This is a genomic window from Mariniflexile aquimaris (assembly GCF_042676825.1).
Lineage (GTDB): Bacteria > Bacteroidota > Bacteroidia > Flavobacteriales > Flavobacteriaceae > Mariniflexile > Mariniflexile aquimaris.
On the sequence record NZ_JBHTIB010000002.1, the window covers coordinates 498,541 to 512,458 of the forward strand.

Genomic DNA, 13,918 nt, shown 5'->3' on the forward strand with positions numbered 1-13,918 from the left:
ATGAAAACTAAAATAATGAATACAAAATATATAGGGCTGTTATTAATCTTTTTAGGATTTACAGCATGTAATACTATTGATGATATTGATAGAATGGATCCTGTAATGGATTTACCTGCATTAACATCAGGTTCGGCCGACTTTACTAAATATGTAGCTGTTGGTGCATCATTTACTGCGGGATTTACAGACAATGCATTATTTATAAAGGGACAGGAAAATTCATTTCCCAATATTATGGCGAAAGAATTCACTAAAATAGGCGGCGGTACTTTTACTCAACCTTTAATGAGCGATAATATTGGTGGATTTTTATCTGGTGGTGTACAATCTACTTCTTATTTACCAAGATTGTATTTTAATGGAACGGGGCCAGCTTTATTACCGGCAACCTCTACAACAAATCAATCTACAGTATTATCAAACGCGCCTTTTAATAATATGGGCGTTCCTGGAGCAAAAAGTTTTCATTTAACAATTGCTGGCTATGGTGCTTTAAACCCATATTTCGGAAGAATGGCTAAAACTCCTGCTTCTAGCATGTTAGGAGATGCCACATCGCAAAGCCCAACATTTTTTACGTTATCAGAAATTGGAGGCAACGATGTACTTGCTTATGCCACAGGTGGTGGGGTTGGTGTAGATCAAACTGGTAATTTTAATCCGGCGTTGTATGGTCAATCAGATATTACAGACCCAACGGTGTTTGGGCAAGCATTCACTGCTATTGTAAATGGTTTAACAGCAAACGGAGCGAAAGGTGCCGTTGGAACTGTACCTTATATTACGAGATTACCCTACTTTACTACAGTTCCTTTTAAACCTTTAAGTCCTACGAATCCAAGTTTTGGCCCATTAATCCCAACGTTGAATGGTGTTTTTGGTCAGCTTAATCAAGTGTACACGTATTTACAATCGGTAGGCGCTATAAATAATGCGACTCAACGTTCCATAACATTCTCAACTACAGCAGCTAGTGCAGTAGTGATAAAAGACGAAACTTTAACAGACATTTCTGGTCAAATAGCAGGCGTTTTAGCGGCCAGTCCTTCATTTGATGCCTTATTACAAAGTTTTGGTCTGCCAACAGATGCCACAACAAAAGCAACTGTAGCCGGATTATTTGGTTCATTTTACGGGCAAACCAGACAAGCAACCGCTACAGATTTACTAGTGTTACCGAGTAGCTCGATTATTGGAACGGTTAATACCACCACTTACAGCAATTTAATATCGGCGGGTCTATCTCCAGCATTAGCAGGACAATTTTCTGTAGAAGGCGTTACCAATCCTTTAGCCGATAAATGGGTGTTGCTACCAAGCGAGCAATTAGCTGTAAAAAATGCCGTAGACGCTTATAACATAACAATCAATAATGTTGCTGCTGCAAAAGGATTGGCTGTGGTAGATTTTAGCGCCATATTAGAAACTGGTGCTACTACAGGTATCGTTACCAATCCGTATATATTAACAACAAAATTGGTTACTGGTGGCTTAGTGAGTTTAGATGGCGTACATTTAACTTCTAGAGGTTATGCGGTAATGGCAAATAAATTTTTAGAGGCTATAGATATTGCATATGGCTCCAATTTTGTAGCCTCGGGCAACGTAGCTTCTGCTGGTAATTATCCAACAAATTATTCACCCGCACTTAGATAATCATAAAATATTTTGAGTATAAAACACCTTCAAAACGAAGGTGTTTTTTTACAACAAAAAACACAAAAACAACTTTCATTTTAAATTAAAAAATATATCTTTGCACGCGAAAACTAAATTTGTTTTCACATATTTAAGTCGCATAATATTAAACATATAAGTAATGTCTAAAGTTACAGGTAAAGTTGCACAAATAGTAGGTCCGGTTATCGATGTTCAATTCGAAGCTGGGGCAGAGCTTCCAAGAATTTACGATTCATTAGAAATTAAAAGACCTGATGGTTCTTTATTAGTATTAGAAGTACAATCTCACATTGGTGAAAATTCTGTGCGTACTATTGCTATGGATTCTTCAGATGGTTTAAGTAGAGGCACTGTAGTTACAGCTACTGGGGCTCCTATTCAAATGCCAATTGGCGATGATGTTTACGGACGTTTATTTAATGTGATTGGTGATGCTATTGATGGTCTTGGAGATTTACCTAAAGCTGGAAATGCTGGGTTACCAATTCACCGTCAAGCTCCTAAATTCGAAGATTTATCAACTTCTACCGAAGTTTTATTTACAGGTATTAAAGTAATCGACCTTATTGAGCCTTATGCAAAAGGTGGTAAAATTGGATTATTTGGTGGTGCTGGAGTAGGTAAAACAGTATTAATTCAGGAGTTGATTAACAATATAGCAAAAGGTCACGGTGGTTTATCAGTATTTGCTGGTGTAGGTGAAAGAACTCGTGAAGGAAATGACCTTTTAAGAGAGATGTTAGAGTCTGGAATTATCCGTTATGGTGATGATTTTATGCATTCTATGGAAGAAGGCGGATGGGATTTATCTAAAGTTGATAAAGCTAAAATGAAAGAATCGAAAGCGACTTTCGTATTCGGACAAATGAATGAGCCACCTGGAGCACGTGCACGTGTGGCCTTATCTGGTTTAACGATTGCTGAATATTTCCGTGATGGTGCTGGTGAAGGACAAGGGAAAGATGTACTTTTCTTCGTAGATAACATTTTCCGTTTTACACAAGCTGGTTCAGAGGTATCTGCATTATTAGGTCGTATGCCTTCTGCGGTAGGTTACCAACCAACCTTAGCAACAGAGATGGGTGCGATGCAAGAGCGTATTACTTCAACAAAAAGAGGTTCTATCACATCTGTACAAGCGGTTTACGTACCTGCGGATGACTTAACAGACCCTGCGCCTGCAACAACGTTTGCCCACTTAGATGCTACTACGGTATTATCTCGTAAAATTGCTGAGCTAGGTATTTATCCTGCGGTAGACCCGTTAGATTCTACGTCTAGAATTTTAACTGCTGATATTTTAGGAAAAGAGCATTACGATTGTGCACAACGTGTAAAACAATTATTGCAACGTTACAAAGAATTACAAGATATTATTGCTATTCTTGGTATGGAAGAATTATCGGAAGAAGATAAATTAGCGGTAGGACGTGCTAGACGTGTTCAACGTTTCTTATCACAACCTTTCCACGTAGCTGAGCAGTTTACTGGTATTCCTGGTGTATTAGTTGATATTAAAGAGACTATTAAAGGATTTAATATGATTATGGATGGCGAATTAGATCGCTTACCAGAAGCAGCATTTAACCTTAAAGGTACCATTGAAGAAGCTATTGAAGCTGGAGAAAAAATGCTTTCTGAAGCCTAAACAAATTATGAATTATGAATGTAGAATTATGGATGCTTTCCTAATTTAATTCTGAATTCTTAATTCCAAATTCTTAATTGAAACATATGTACTTAGAAATTGTATCACCTGAAGCAACCTTATTTAGCGGAGAAGTAACCAGTGTTAATGTTCCTGGTGTTAATGGAGGTTTTGAGATGTTAAATAATCACGCCCCTATTGTTGCGTTATTAAAAGAAGGTTTTATAAAAATTTCAGGGAATATAGAATTGAACGAAGAGGTTCAAGATAAATTTACGAAAGGTGACAAAAATACCACCTTATTAAAAATTAATTCTGGAACGCTTGAAATGAAAGACAATAAAATTATTGTTTTAGCAGATTAAATTTAATTTTACAATATATTAAAAACGCGAAGCAAATGCTTCGCGTTTTTTATTTAAACCCCATTGTTTTCGAGCCCTTTAATAGATTTTAATTCTACATTAAGCTGCTGAAACATGGTTACAATACTGCTTAACTTCAGTTCGTTTTCGCTATACTCTTGCGTATTAATACAACAGGTAAACTCCCATAGCTCAATAATCGCATCGATATTAACATCGTAAGGGTTATAAAATTTATTATCTGAATGTAATTCTAAACAGTTTTTTTCTTCTATTTTATTATACACACGTTTGTAAACTAATCCGTCTTCTTTGGTTAAAACGATATAAGTTCTGCCATTCTTCACATCTTTAATATCGTCCACAAACTTAGCTACTACAAACGAGCCATCTTTTACAGGAAGCATAGAATCGCCACTTATAGGAAATGCTCTGTGCGTTCCGGTAGGTAAAAATGGCAATTTAATTTTTTGTAATTGCTCAATATACTCAGGATCTGAATACCCTTGAAGGTAGCCCGCAGTCGCTTTTACAGGGATAATTTCTATTAAATCTTCGTTGGCTTCATTCACCGTAATAGGAAACAACACGCGCTTATTCCCTACTTCAATAAACGACGTATCGTTTGCCAATCGCAAATCGTTCTTCACCAAAATATCTATCGGAATATTAAAGTAGTTAGACAGTTCTATTAATCGGTCTATAGGCGGTTCAGAACGCCCTTCTTCATACGATCCCACCATAGAACGCGTCCAACTTAATTCTTCAGCAAAACGCTCCTGAGAAAACTGTTTCAAGGTGCGCAAATGCTTAATGTTTGTTTGGATATGTTTCATTTTAACATTATTTACTACAAATATAAGCAACAAAAACTACATATAGTAGCTAATTTTGTTAATCCTATGTATTTAAATTGTCACACATATTATAGTTTACGCTATGGCACTATAAAGCCAGAACAACTGCTTGCCATTACCTCAAAAAACGGCATTCAAACATTGGCGTTAACTGATATTAATAACACCTCGGCATGTTTAGATTTTGTGCGACTTTCTGAAAACTATGATATAAAACCAGTCTTGGGAGTCGATTTTAGAAATGGCGCGCAGCAACAATTCATTTTACTCGCCAAAAATAATAACGGGTTTCAAAACATCAACCAGTATCTCTCCACCTTTTTACATGACAGCCATTTAAAGATTCCTGAAAAAGCGCCTCAGCTAGAAGATACTTTTGTGATTTATCCGTATAAAAACCAACCTGATGATGCACTTAAAGACAACGAATTTTTAGGCATAAAACCGCAAGACCTCAACAAACTTAAATTTTCTAAATGGAACCATTTTAGAAGTAAATTGGTGGTACTGCAAACCGTTTCTTTTGAAAACAAAAAAGGTTTTAATACCCACCGCTTATTACGCGCCATCGACAATAACACCTTGCTAAGTAAGCTCCCCAAAACCGAACAAGGCAAAGAAACCGATGTCATGTTGCCTTATAACGAGTTGTGTGAAACCTATCAGGAGTTCCCTGAACTTTTAGAAAACACTAAATCTATTTTAAACGATTGCCAAATAGCCTTCGATTTTTCGCAAGAAATACCAAACAATCAAAAATCGTATACCAATAGCGAAACAGAAGACTACGACTTATTAAAAAAACTAACTTATAAAGGCTTAAGTTATCGCTACGAAAATCCCGACGAGGTTATTTACAACCGCATAGAAAAAGAGCTGGCCATCATTAAAGAAAAGGGCTTTGTATCCTACTTTCTTATTAACTGGCGCATTATAGAATATGCCCGCAGCAAAAATTATTTTTATGTAGGCAGGGGTAGTGGCGCCAATAGTATTGTTGCCTATTTATTGCGCATTACAGATGTAGACCCTATTGAATTAGACCTTTATTTTGAACGGTTTATTAATCTGTACCGTAAAAATCCGCCAGATTTCGATATTGATTTTTCATGGACCGATCGTGATGATATTACCGAATTCATTTTTAAAACTTTTAAAAACACAGCGCTTTTAACCGTTTACAACACCTTTAAATTTAAGGCTTCGGTACGGGAATTAGGCAAAGTTTTTGGCTTACCTAAAGCAGAAATGGATATGCTTACCAGAGGAAAATATCAAATAAATCAGCTCGACAACCTATCGCAACTGGTTATTAAATACAGCAAATACATTCAAGGGTTTCCAAACTATTTGGGCATTCATTCCAGTGGTATTATCATTTCAGAAAAACCCATTCATTATTATACGGCTACGTTTTTGCCTCCAAAAAACTTTCCAACCACGCAATTTGATATGGTTGTTGCCGAAGACATCGGACTCTATAAATTCGATATTTTAAGTCAGCGTGGACTCGGAAAAATTAAAGATGCCGTGGAAATCGTAAAGTATAATCACCCCGAAAAAGAGCCTATCGATATTCATGATATCAAGCGATTTAAGCAAGATGAAAACATAAAACACATCCTGAGAAATGCACAAGCCATTGGTTGTTTTTATGTAGAATCTCCCGCTATGCGTATGCTGCTTAAAAAACTACAGGTTGATAATTATTTGGGCTTGGTTGCTGCCAGTTCTATCATTCGTCCTGGGGTTGCAAAATCGGGGATGATGCGCGAATATATTCTGCGTTATCGTTTTCCCGAACGCCGAAAAGATGCGCATCCCGTGTTACTAAGCATCATGCCCGAAACCTATGGCGTTATGGTGTATCAAGAAGATGTTATTAAAGTGGCGCATTATTTTGGTGGTTTATCTCTGGCGGAAGCCGATAAATTACGCCGAGGCATGTCGGGGAAGTTTCGCTCGCGTGAAGAATTTTTGCAGGTAAAGCAACTCTTTTTCGACAATTGCAAACAAAAAGGAGAACCTGAAGCTTTAACCGAAGATGTGTGGCGGCAAATAGAAAGTTTTGCTGGTTATGCCTTTGCCAAAGGACATTCGGCATCGTATGCGGTTGAAAGTTATCAAAGTCTATTTTTAAAGACCTATTACCCTTTGGAATACATGGTGGCTACCATTAATAATTTTGGCGGATTTTACCGCACCGAACTCTATGTGCACGAAGCCAGAATGCATGGAGCGACTATAGAAGCACCTTGTATAAATACCAGTTTTAATGAAGCCTATATAAAAGGAACCACCATTTATTTGGGTTTTATGTTTCTGAATGCTTTAGAAGCAAAAACGGTTAAAAAACTACTTATAGAGCGCCAAAACCATGGCATTTTTAAAAGTTTAGACAATTTTATAGACCGCGTGCCTATTTCCATAGAACAACTATCTATTTTAATAAAAGCAAATGCGTTTCGGTTTACAGCCGTTAATAAACGGGAATTACTGTGGGAAGCGCATTTAAAAATTAATAAAGTCTCTTTTGAAGAGCATATCATCACCTTGTTTAAAACCGAAAGAATTAATTATAAAACACCCAAACTGCCCAGTACTTTTTTAGAGAACGCCTTTGATGACATTGAATTACTCGATTTTCCGCTTTGCAATCCGTTTGAATTATTGCAAAACCCGTCAAAACACCCACTAAAAGCAACCCAACTTCCAGACTATGTGGGCAAAATTGTGAGTATTGAAGGTTACTTGATTACCACCAAAAACACGGTAACAAAAAACCAGCAAATGATGCATTTCGGGACCTTTATAGACCGCGAAGGCTATTTTATAGATACCGTTCATTTTCCACCCGTAGCCAGTAAATTCCCTTTTAGAGGCCGCGGTGTGTATGCCATAACAGGTAAAGTGTTAGAAGAATTTGATTGCATCAATATTGAAGTGGTTTCCATGTACAAACTTGCCGTTATTGAAGACCCGAGATATGCTGATACTCCTAAAACCATTGCTGTATAATGTTAGATAATCGCTCTATTGTTCATATGGATTTAGATACGTTTTTTGTGTCTTGCGAACGCCTGCTCGATAATCGGTTAATTGGCAAACCCGTGCTTATTGGCGGTACGTCCGACAGAGGCGTGGTGGCGTCCTGCAGCTACGAAGCCCGTAAGTTTGGTGTGCATTCTGCAATGCCCATGCGTATGGCAAAAATGCTGTGTCCGGAAGCGATTGTGCTACGTGGTAATTCGGGTGTTTACACCAATTTTTCAAAAGATGTTACCGATGTTATTAAAGAAAGTGTGCCTGTTTACGAAAAATCATCTATCGACGAGTTTTACATCGACCTTACGGGAATGGACAAGTTTTTTGGCTGCCATAAACTAGCTTCAGAATTGCGCCAACGCATCATCAAAGAAACCGGATTACCCATTTCGTTTGGTTTGTCAATTAATAAAACGGTTTCAAAAATTGCGACTGGTGAAGCGAAACCTAATAATGAAATTCGCATTGTATCGGGCACCGAAAAACCATTTTTAGCACCGCTATCAGTTCGTAAAATCCCGATGGTTGGCGAAGTTACTTATAAATCCTTATGCGATTTGGGTGTAAAACGCATTCAAACCGTACAAGAAATGCCCATGGAACTCATGCACCGCGTTCTTGGAAAAAACGGTTTAAGTATCTGGAAAAAAGCGAATGGTATAGACAACAGTCCTGTAATGCAATACCACGAACGCAAATCCATCTCAACCGAACGCACATTTAATAAAGACACTACCGATGTTGTAAAACTTAAAGGCATCATTATTGCGATGGCAGAAAATTTAGCGTACCAGTTACGCCGCGGCAACAAGTTAACCGCCTGTATTATTTTTAAAATCAGATATTCCGATTTTCAAACCTACACCCAACAACAAAGCATTCCGTATAGCGCTATGGACCATAATATTATTCCGGTGGTTTTAGACCTCTTTAAAAAACTTTACAACAGGCGGTTGTTGGTAAGACTTATTGGGGTGAAATTTAGCCATTTAGTAGAAGGTGGCCATCAGATTAATTTGTTTGATGATAACGAGCGTTATTTAAACTTAAGTACAGCCATCGATAAAATGCGGGAACGCTTTGGCGACAGAGCTGTAATGAATGCAGCTGGTATGGAAGCAAAAAGTATTAGCAGATGGAATCCGTTTACAGGCGAACCACCACCACTTTTAGCAAACAGACGGCAGTAAATTAATTTGGCAATGGTTTTAAACGGGCTGATTTAGAAAAACTTGCCGCTTTTAATAATTGTAAATCCATTGCGCTTATAAGATACCTTAGTGCCATTCGCACAAAAATGATAGATTCCTGATGCCTTTTTCTCTGAAAACGATAAAAGCAACACTTGTTCTTCGGTACATTCATGGTCTTTAGCAACCTTCCGCTTTATGTCGCTAATCGTTGCGCGCCCTTTTTTTAACTGCGATTGTATTTTATTATTTAATGCTGGCTCTTTATAATCTTTTTCAACGATGCATTTGTCTTTTTCCTTTAACACTGCAAGGTCAATTTTTGTAGAATCCACTAAGGTTTTATCGCTATCAATATATTCCCAAGAATGGTCTTCTTTTAACAAAACGCGTCTGCCGTCATTCGTTTTTAAAACATGAATATTTTGCGCGAAACTCATAAAGGACACAAAAAACAACAGAATTAATAATGACTTTTTCATAGTAAACAAGGTTTTATCTAATTCCAAAAATACACTTTTCCGTGCAAACTAATCTTCAACAAATTCTAAAATATCCGCTGGTTGACAGTCTAAGGCTTTACAAATAGCTTCTAAAGTTGAAAACCGAATCGCCTTGGCTTTACCTGATTTTAATATCGATAAATTGGCTTCGGTAATGCCAATAATTTCAGCCAATTCTTTACTTTTCATGTCACGCTTAGCGAGCATTACATCTAAGTTTACGATTATAGACATACTTATATGGTTAATTCGTATTCTTATTTTAATAGCAAACCTTCTTTATTCCAACACTAAATCGTACGCCAATTTCAATTTCTTCACCACACTTTCTATCTCTTCTTCATTTAAATGTCCGAATCCAAAACGAATACAACACATGTTTTTATCCTGATACAGAATTGTTTTAGGCAGAAACAAATCGTTTGCCTCAGCTTGTTCTGCTAACTTCACCAAGGCTATTTTGGGCTCGAAGCGTAACCACAAGGCTAAACCGCCCGGAGGTTTTTCCCAGATTACAGTGTCTTTAAAATGGTCTGTTAAGCATTTACACAAATAATCGCGGCGCTCTTTATAAATGAGGATGTTCTTTTTAATGAGTCGATGCATCTCCCCTTCATAAATAAGTTCCGATAGCATTTGCTCCTGAATTAAATCGCCTTGCCTATCGAGAATTTGTAAATAGTTTTTCGCTTCCGAAATTAAATTTTTTGGCGCCACAACAAAGCCCGTTTGAAAGCTAGGAAATAACGATTGCCCCAGTTTTCCTAAATAAATAATCATGCCATGCGCATCAGACGTCGCCATAGGCAACATGGCAGACCCATCGAATTGAAAATCGTAATCGTAATCGTCTTCAATAATTGCAAACTGATAGTCTTTTGCAAGCTGCATCAATTTTAAACGACGCTCTGCACTCAGGGTTTTAGTAGTTGGGTAATGTCTGTGCGCACAAACATACACACAACGAATGGTATGCTTTGTAAAATGCCTTTTAATATAGTCTACATCTATGCCATGCTCGTCTATTGGAATGGTTTTAATAACCGCACCTACCTGCTGAAACGCCATATTCGCGGCGTAGTTGCTTAAATTTCCAACAAGAACCACATCGTTTGGACGTAACAAAATTTGCGATACAATGTACAGACTCATTTCTGTACTTCGGGTACTCATTAAATTATGTGGTTTAATATGGAACCCCCGTGTGGCATTTAAGTAGTTAGATAATTGTATTTCGAATGCCGAATGCGATGACACCCCTGTTTGATTCCATTTTGAAACCAAGGTTTTACGCTTCATAGAAGCACTATACCACCTCGAAAACTGGTGTGTAGGATGCAAGCGTAAATCGGGCTGCCCATCATTAATAATGTATTTTTTTTGAGTTATTTCATTAGTTGAAGCTAAATGAAAGGATGGCTGAAAGGGAAATCCTGTGGTTTTAGAATAGTCGTATACCTGGTCTATGCGATATGATGTGGCTTTAATAGTCGCCGTTTTTTGTTCGGGCACCAATACATACGTGCCTTTATTGGGAATAATTTCAACCCACCCTTGCGACGCCAGTTCATCGTAAATAGCAACCGCCGTATTTCTATGAATGTTTAACAACTCACTAAAACTGCGTGTTCCCGGTAACGCGGTGCCTTCTGTTAAATAACTTCGCTGTATGGCATTAATAATTTGATGTGCCACCTGAATATAAACAGCCGTAGAACCTGTTCGTTCAAAATGAATTAACTGCTTTAATAAGATACTAACCGGACTATTCATTATTTTAAAACTGGACTATTTTACTCGTCCAGAAAGTTACGAATTTTGCAACTTTAAAAAACGAATCCATTTATTATTTATGAAACATATAATTTTATTCGCCGTATTAGTTTTTTCTCTAGCAGTAAATGCCCAAAATAAACTACAAGATACAACTGCTCTTAGTGAAGTTATTATCTCTTCAACACGTATTAATTTACCGTTCCCGGAAAATTCAAGAACCATTTCCATTATATCGGCTGTAGAAATTAAAAATAGTGCAGCCACCAATCTTGTAGAATTGTTACAACAAGAAGCTGGTGTAGATATTCGCCGACGCGGAACTGCCGGAATGCAAGCCGATTTATACATTCGTGGTGGTAGTTTCGACCAAACTTTGGTACTTATTGATGGTATAAAAATGGACGATGCACAAACCGGACATCACACCATGAATGCCGCTTTACCGCTGGAAGTTATTGAGCGTATTGAAATTATTAAAGGTCCTGCAGCACGTGTTTTTGGTCAAAATGCGTTTACCGGAGCCATCAATATTGTTACTAAAAAAAATACAGACGATGCCGTTTCTGCCAATTTAGAAGCAGGATCGTTTCATCAATTAAACGCGTCGGTTACTGTGGGTGCAGATTTAGAAAATTCATCACACATTATCCACGCTAGCCGAAACACTTCAGAAGGCTATCGCTATAACACCGATTACGATAATCAGAATTACTTTGTAAAAAGCACCTTCAATAAAAAAGCAAAACCTATTGAAATGATTAGCTCGTTTTCTGAACGTAAATTTGGTGCCAATGGTTTTTACGCAAACCCTTCGGCCGTTAACCAATACGAAGAAACTCAAAACAGTTTAATTAGTTTCTCAACCCAATTCGCCACCGAAAAACTAAGCATTAAACCACGTGTATATTGGAAACGCAACCAGGATATGTACTTGTACATTCGTAACAATCCGCCAGCTTACAGAAACCTTCATATTACCGATAAAATGGGTGCCGAAGTAAATGCGTCGTACAACTCAAGCCTTGGTGTTACCGGTTTTGGTGTCGATATCTCTAAAATTTACATGCGTAGTAATAATTTAGGCGATCGCAACCGTTTTATGACCAACCTGTTTTTAGAACACTTATTTAAACTGGCCGATAACAAACTGGATATTACACCAGGAGTTGCTGTTACTTATTTTTCAGATTTTAAATTTCATGCCTTTCCGGGTATTGATATAGGCTACCGTTTAACCGACAATTTAAAAGCCTACGGAAATATGGGGTATACCTACAGAATACCAACCTATACTGATTTGTATTATAACGACCCATCTACTGCTGGCGATCCTAATTTAGATCCAGAAGAAGCCTTTTCGCAAGAAGTAGGTATTAAATACTTTTCACCAAAATTCACTACAACATTAGCTGTTTTTAACAGAGATGCCAGCAAACTTATCGACTTTGTAAAAGCAAACGAAGCAGATAAATGGCAAGCCACCAACATTAGAGATTTAAATACTAAAGGCGTTGAGTTTAACAGCAGCTACGGGTTTAAAATTAATGGCTTCAATCAGCAATTAGCATTAGGGTACACGTTTTTAGAAGACGAAGTAAAAAGCCTTAACGTAAACTTTTCGCGTTACGCTATTAATTCGTTAAAACAGCAAGTAACCAGTCGTTTTAGTACGCAGTTATTTAAGAACATCCGCCAGAACATTGTTTACAAATACGCCGAAAGAACCAATGGCGAAAGCTACAATGTTTGGGATGCCTCGGTTATTGTTAGTGTAAGCCAATTTGAATTTACAGCTACCGCCAACAATATTTTTAGTGCAGAATATACCGAAACCAATTTAGTGCCTATGCCAAAAAGCAATGTGCTATTCGGGTTGCGCTATAATTTTAACTAAGTAATAGCATCAACTCTAAACTAAAATTTAGTTACATTTGTGTATTAAAAACACGCTAAATTTTTAACCGTTGATGTTGAATCTGCAAGACATTCCTCGTGTAAAAACTATAAGTAAAGAGGACTTTTTAAAACACTATTTTAAACCTCAAAAACCAGTGGTTATTGAGAAGTTTATTGAAGATTGGCCCGCCTACACAAAATGGAATTTAGAGTACATGAAAACTGTAGGCGGCGATTTAACCGTACCACTTTACGACGACAGACCGGTAGATTATAAAGATGGTTTTAACGAACCACATGCCAAAATGAAACTGGCCGATTATGTAGATTTATTAAAACGCGAACCTACCAGATACCGTATTTTTTTATGGAATGCCATAAAAGAAATTCCGCAGCTACAAAACGATTTTAAGTTTCCCGATTTCGGTTTACGCCTCATGAAAGGCATCCCAATGCTGTTTTTTGGCGGACGCGATTCTTACACCTTTATGCATTACGATCTGGATTTGGCAAACATTTTTCATTTTCATTTTGAAGGCAAAAAACAAATTATTTTGTTCGACCAGAAACAAAATAAATACCTGTATAAAGTACCGCACTCGCTAATAACCCGCGAAGACATCGATTTTGCAAACCCAGATTTCGAAAAATGGCCCATGCTAAAACACGCTAACGGTTATAAAACCGAACTTAATCATGGCGAAGTGTTGTATATGCCCGAAGGTTACTGGCACTACATGCGTTATATTACCCCAGGCTTTTCTATGAGTTTACGCGCTATTGCCAGAAATCCTAAAAATTTCGGTCAGGCGTTGTACAATTTTTTTATTATGCGCCATTTCGATAATGCCATGCGACGCCTTAAAGGACAAGAGTGGATAGATTGGAAAAACCGTCAAGCCGTTATCAGAACCCATAAACACGCCTAAAAAAGTCATTTTTTACAAAACTTGTA

Annotated in this window: 11 protein-coding genes; 7 read left to right on the plus strand and 4 right to left on the minus strand. The window is 37.4% G+C overall.

The window, feature by feature from the left end:
* From ACFQ0I_RS02225 to ACFQ0I_RS02235, 3 genes are all read left to right on the plus strand, one after another.
* Positions 1 to 1,659: a G-D-S-L family lipolytic protein gene (locus ACFQ0I_RS02225; protein WP_379938958.1), complete on the plus strand. Its 1,659-nt coding sequence runs from the start codon at positions 1 to 3 to the stop codon at positions 1,657 to 1,659.
* Positions 1,660 to 1,822: 163 nt separating this feature from the next.
* Positions 1,823 to 3,331, plus strand: coding sequence for a F0F1 ATP synthase subunit beta (gene atpD / locus ACFQ0I_RS02230; protein WP_379938960.1), 1,509 nt, complete (start codon positions 1,823 to 1,825; stop codon positions 3,329 to 3,331).
* Between the two features lie 86 nt (positions 3,332 to 3,417).
* Positions 3,418 to 3,696: a F0F1 ATP synthase subunit epsilon gene (locus ACFQ0I_RS02235; RefSeq protein ID WP_379938961.1), complete on the plus strand. Its 279-nt coding sequence runs from the start codon at positions 3,418 to 3,420 to the stop codon at positions 3,694 to 3,696.
* A gap of 53 nt (positions 3,697 to 3,749) precedes the next feature.
* On the opposite strand, the gene ACFQ0I_RS02240 is transcribed toward ACFQ0I_RS02235, so the two are convergent.
* A complete protein-coding gene (locus tag ACFQ0I_RS02240; RefSeq protein ID WP_379938963.1) occupies positions 3,750 to 4,532 on the minus strand; it encodes an XRE family transcriptional regulator in 783 nt (260 codons plus the stop codon).
* Between the two features lie 66 nt (positions 4,533 to 4,598).
* Between ACFQ0I_RS02240 and ACFQ0I_RS02245 the strand changes: the two genes are divergently transcribed.
* Entirely contained in the window at positions 4,599 to 7,571 is a 2,973-nt protein-coding gene (locus ACFQ0I_RS02245) for a DNA polymerase III subunit alpha (protein ID WP_379939940.1), read from the plus strand.
* Positions 7,571 to 8,788, plus strand: a complete 1,218-nt coding sequence (gene dinB / locus ACFQ0I_RS02250; protein ID WP_379938965.1) for a DNA polymerase IV — start codon at positions 7,571 to 7,573, stop codon at positions 8,786 to 8,788. The genes ACFQ0I_RS02245 and dinB overlap by 1 nt, the downstream gene beginning before the upstream one ends.
* Positions 8,789 to 8,820: 32 nt before the next feature.
* On the opposite strand, the gene ACFQ0I_RS02255 is transcribed toward dinB, so the two are convergent.
* The 3 genes from ACFQ0I_RS02255 to ACFQ0I_RS02265 are packed head-to-tail and all read right to left on the minus strand — an operon-like array spanning position 8,821 to position 11,064.
* Positions 8,821 to 9,270: a DUF3157 family protein gene (locus tag ACFQ0I_RS02255; protein ID WP_379938967.1), complete on the minus strand. Its 450-nt coding sequence runs from the start codon at positions 9,268 to 9,270 to the stop codon at positions 8,821 to 8,823.
* 48 nt (positions 9,271 to 9,318) lie between these two features.
* The gene (locus ACFQ0I_RS02260; protein ID WP_379938969.1) at positions 9,319 to 9,525 is read right to left on the minus strand and encodes a helix-turn-helix domain-containing protein; all 207 of its coding nucleotides are present in this window, start codon (positions 9,523 to 9,525) and stop codon (positions 9,319 to 9,321) included.
* A 45-nt stretch (positions 9,526 to 9,570) separates the two neighbouring features.
* Positions 9,571 to 11,064 carry an aminotransferase-like domain-containing protein gene (locus ACFQ0I_RS02265; RefSeq protein WP_379938971.1) on the minus strand — a complete coding sequence of 498 codons (1,494 nt, stop codon included), beginning with the start codon at positions 11,062 to 11,064 and terminating at the stop codon, positions 9,571 to 9,573.
* Positions 11,065 to 11,143: 79 nt separating this feature from the next.
* On the opposite strand from ACFQ0I_RS02265, the gene ACFQ0I_RS02270 reads away from it, so the two are divergent.
* Both ACFQ0I_RS02270 and ACFQ0I_RS02275 read left to right on the plus strand, forming a co-directional pair.
* A complete protein-coding gene (locus ACFQ0I_RS02270) occupies positions 11,144 to 12,961 on the plus strand; it encodes a TonB-dependent receptor plug domain-containing protein (protein ID WP_379938973.1) in 1,818 nt (605 codons plus the stop codon).
* 70 nt (positions 12,962 to 13,031) lie between these two features.
* Complete coding sequence (locus ACFQ0I_RS02275; RefSeq protein WP_379938975.1) at positions 13,032 to 13,892, plus strand: cupin-like domain-containing protein; 861 nt, start codon at positions 13,032 to 13,034, stop codon at positions 13,890 to 13,892.
* Positions 13,893 to 13,918: the final 26 nt, after the last annotated feature.

Coding starts and splice junctions, on each gene's coding strand:
- ACFQ0I_RS02225 (WP_379938958.1), top strand. CDS start 1: ATGAAAACTAAAATAATGAATACAAAATATATAGGGCTGTTATTAATC.
- atpD (WP_379938960.1), top strand. CDS start 1,823: ATGTCTAAAGTTACAGGTAAAGTTGCACAAATAGTAGGTCCGGTTATC.
- ACFQ0I_RS02235 (WP_379938961.1), top strand. CDS start 3,418: ATGTACTTAGAAATTGTATCACCTGAAGCAACCTTATTTAGCGGAGAA.
- ACFQ0I_RS02240 (WP_379938963.1), bottom strand. CDS start 4,532: ATGAAACATATCCAAACAAACATTAAGCATTTGCGCACCTTGAAACAG.
- ACFQ0I_RS02245 (WP_379939940.1), top strand. CDS start 4,599: ATGTATTTAAATTGTCACACATATTATAGTTTACGCTATGGCACTATA.
- dinB (WP_379938965.1), top strand. CDS start 7,571: ATGTTAGATAATCGCTCTATTGTTCATATGGATTTAGATACGTTTTTT.
- ACFQ0I_RS02255 (WP_379938967.1), bottom strand. CDS start 9,270: ATGAAAAAGTCATTATTAATTCTGTTGTTTTTTGTGTCCTTTATGAGT.
- ACFQ0I_RS02260 (WP_379938969.1), bottom strand. CDS start 9,525: ATGTCTATAATCGTAAACTTAGATGTAATGCTCGCTAAGCGTGACATG.
- ACFQ0I_RS02265 (WP_379938971.1), bottom strand. CDS start 11,064: ATGAATAGTCCGGTTAGTATCTTATTAAAGCAGTTAATTCATTTTGAA.
- ACFQ0I_RS02270 (WP_379938973.1), top strand. CDS start 11,144: ATGAAACATATAATTTTATTCGCCGTATTAGTTTTTTCTCTAGCAGTA.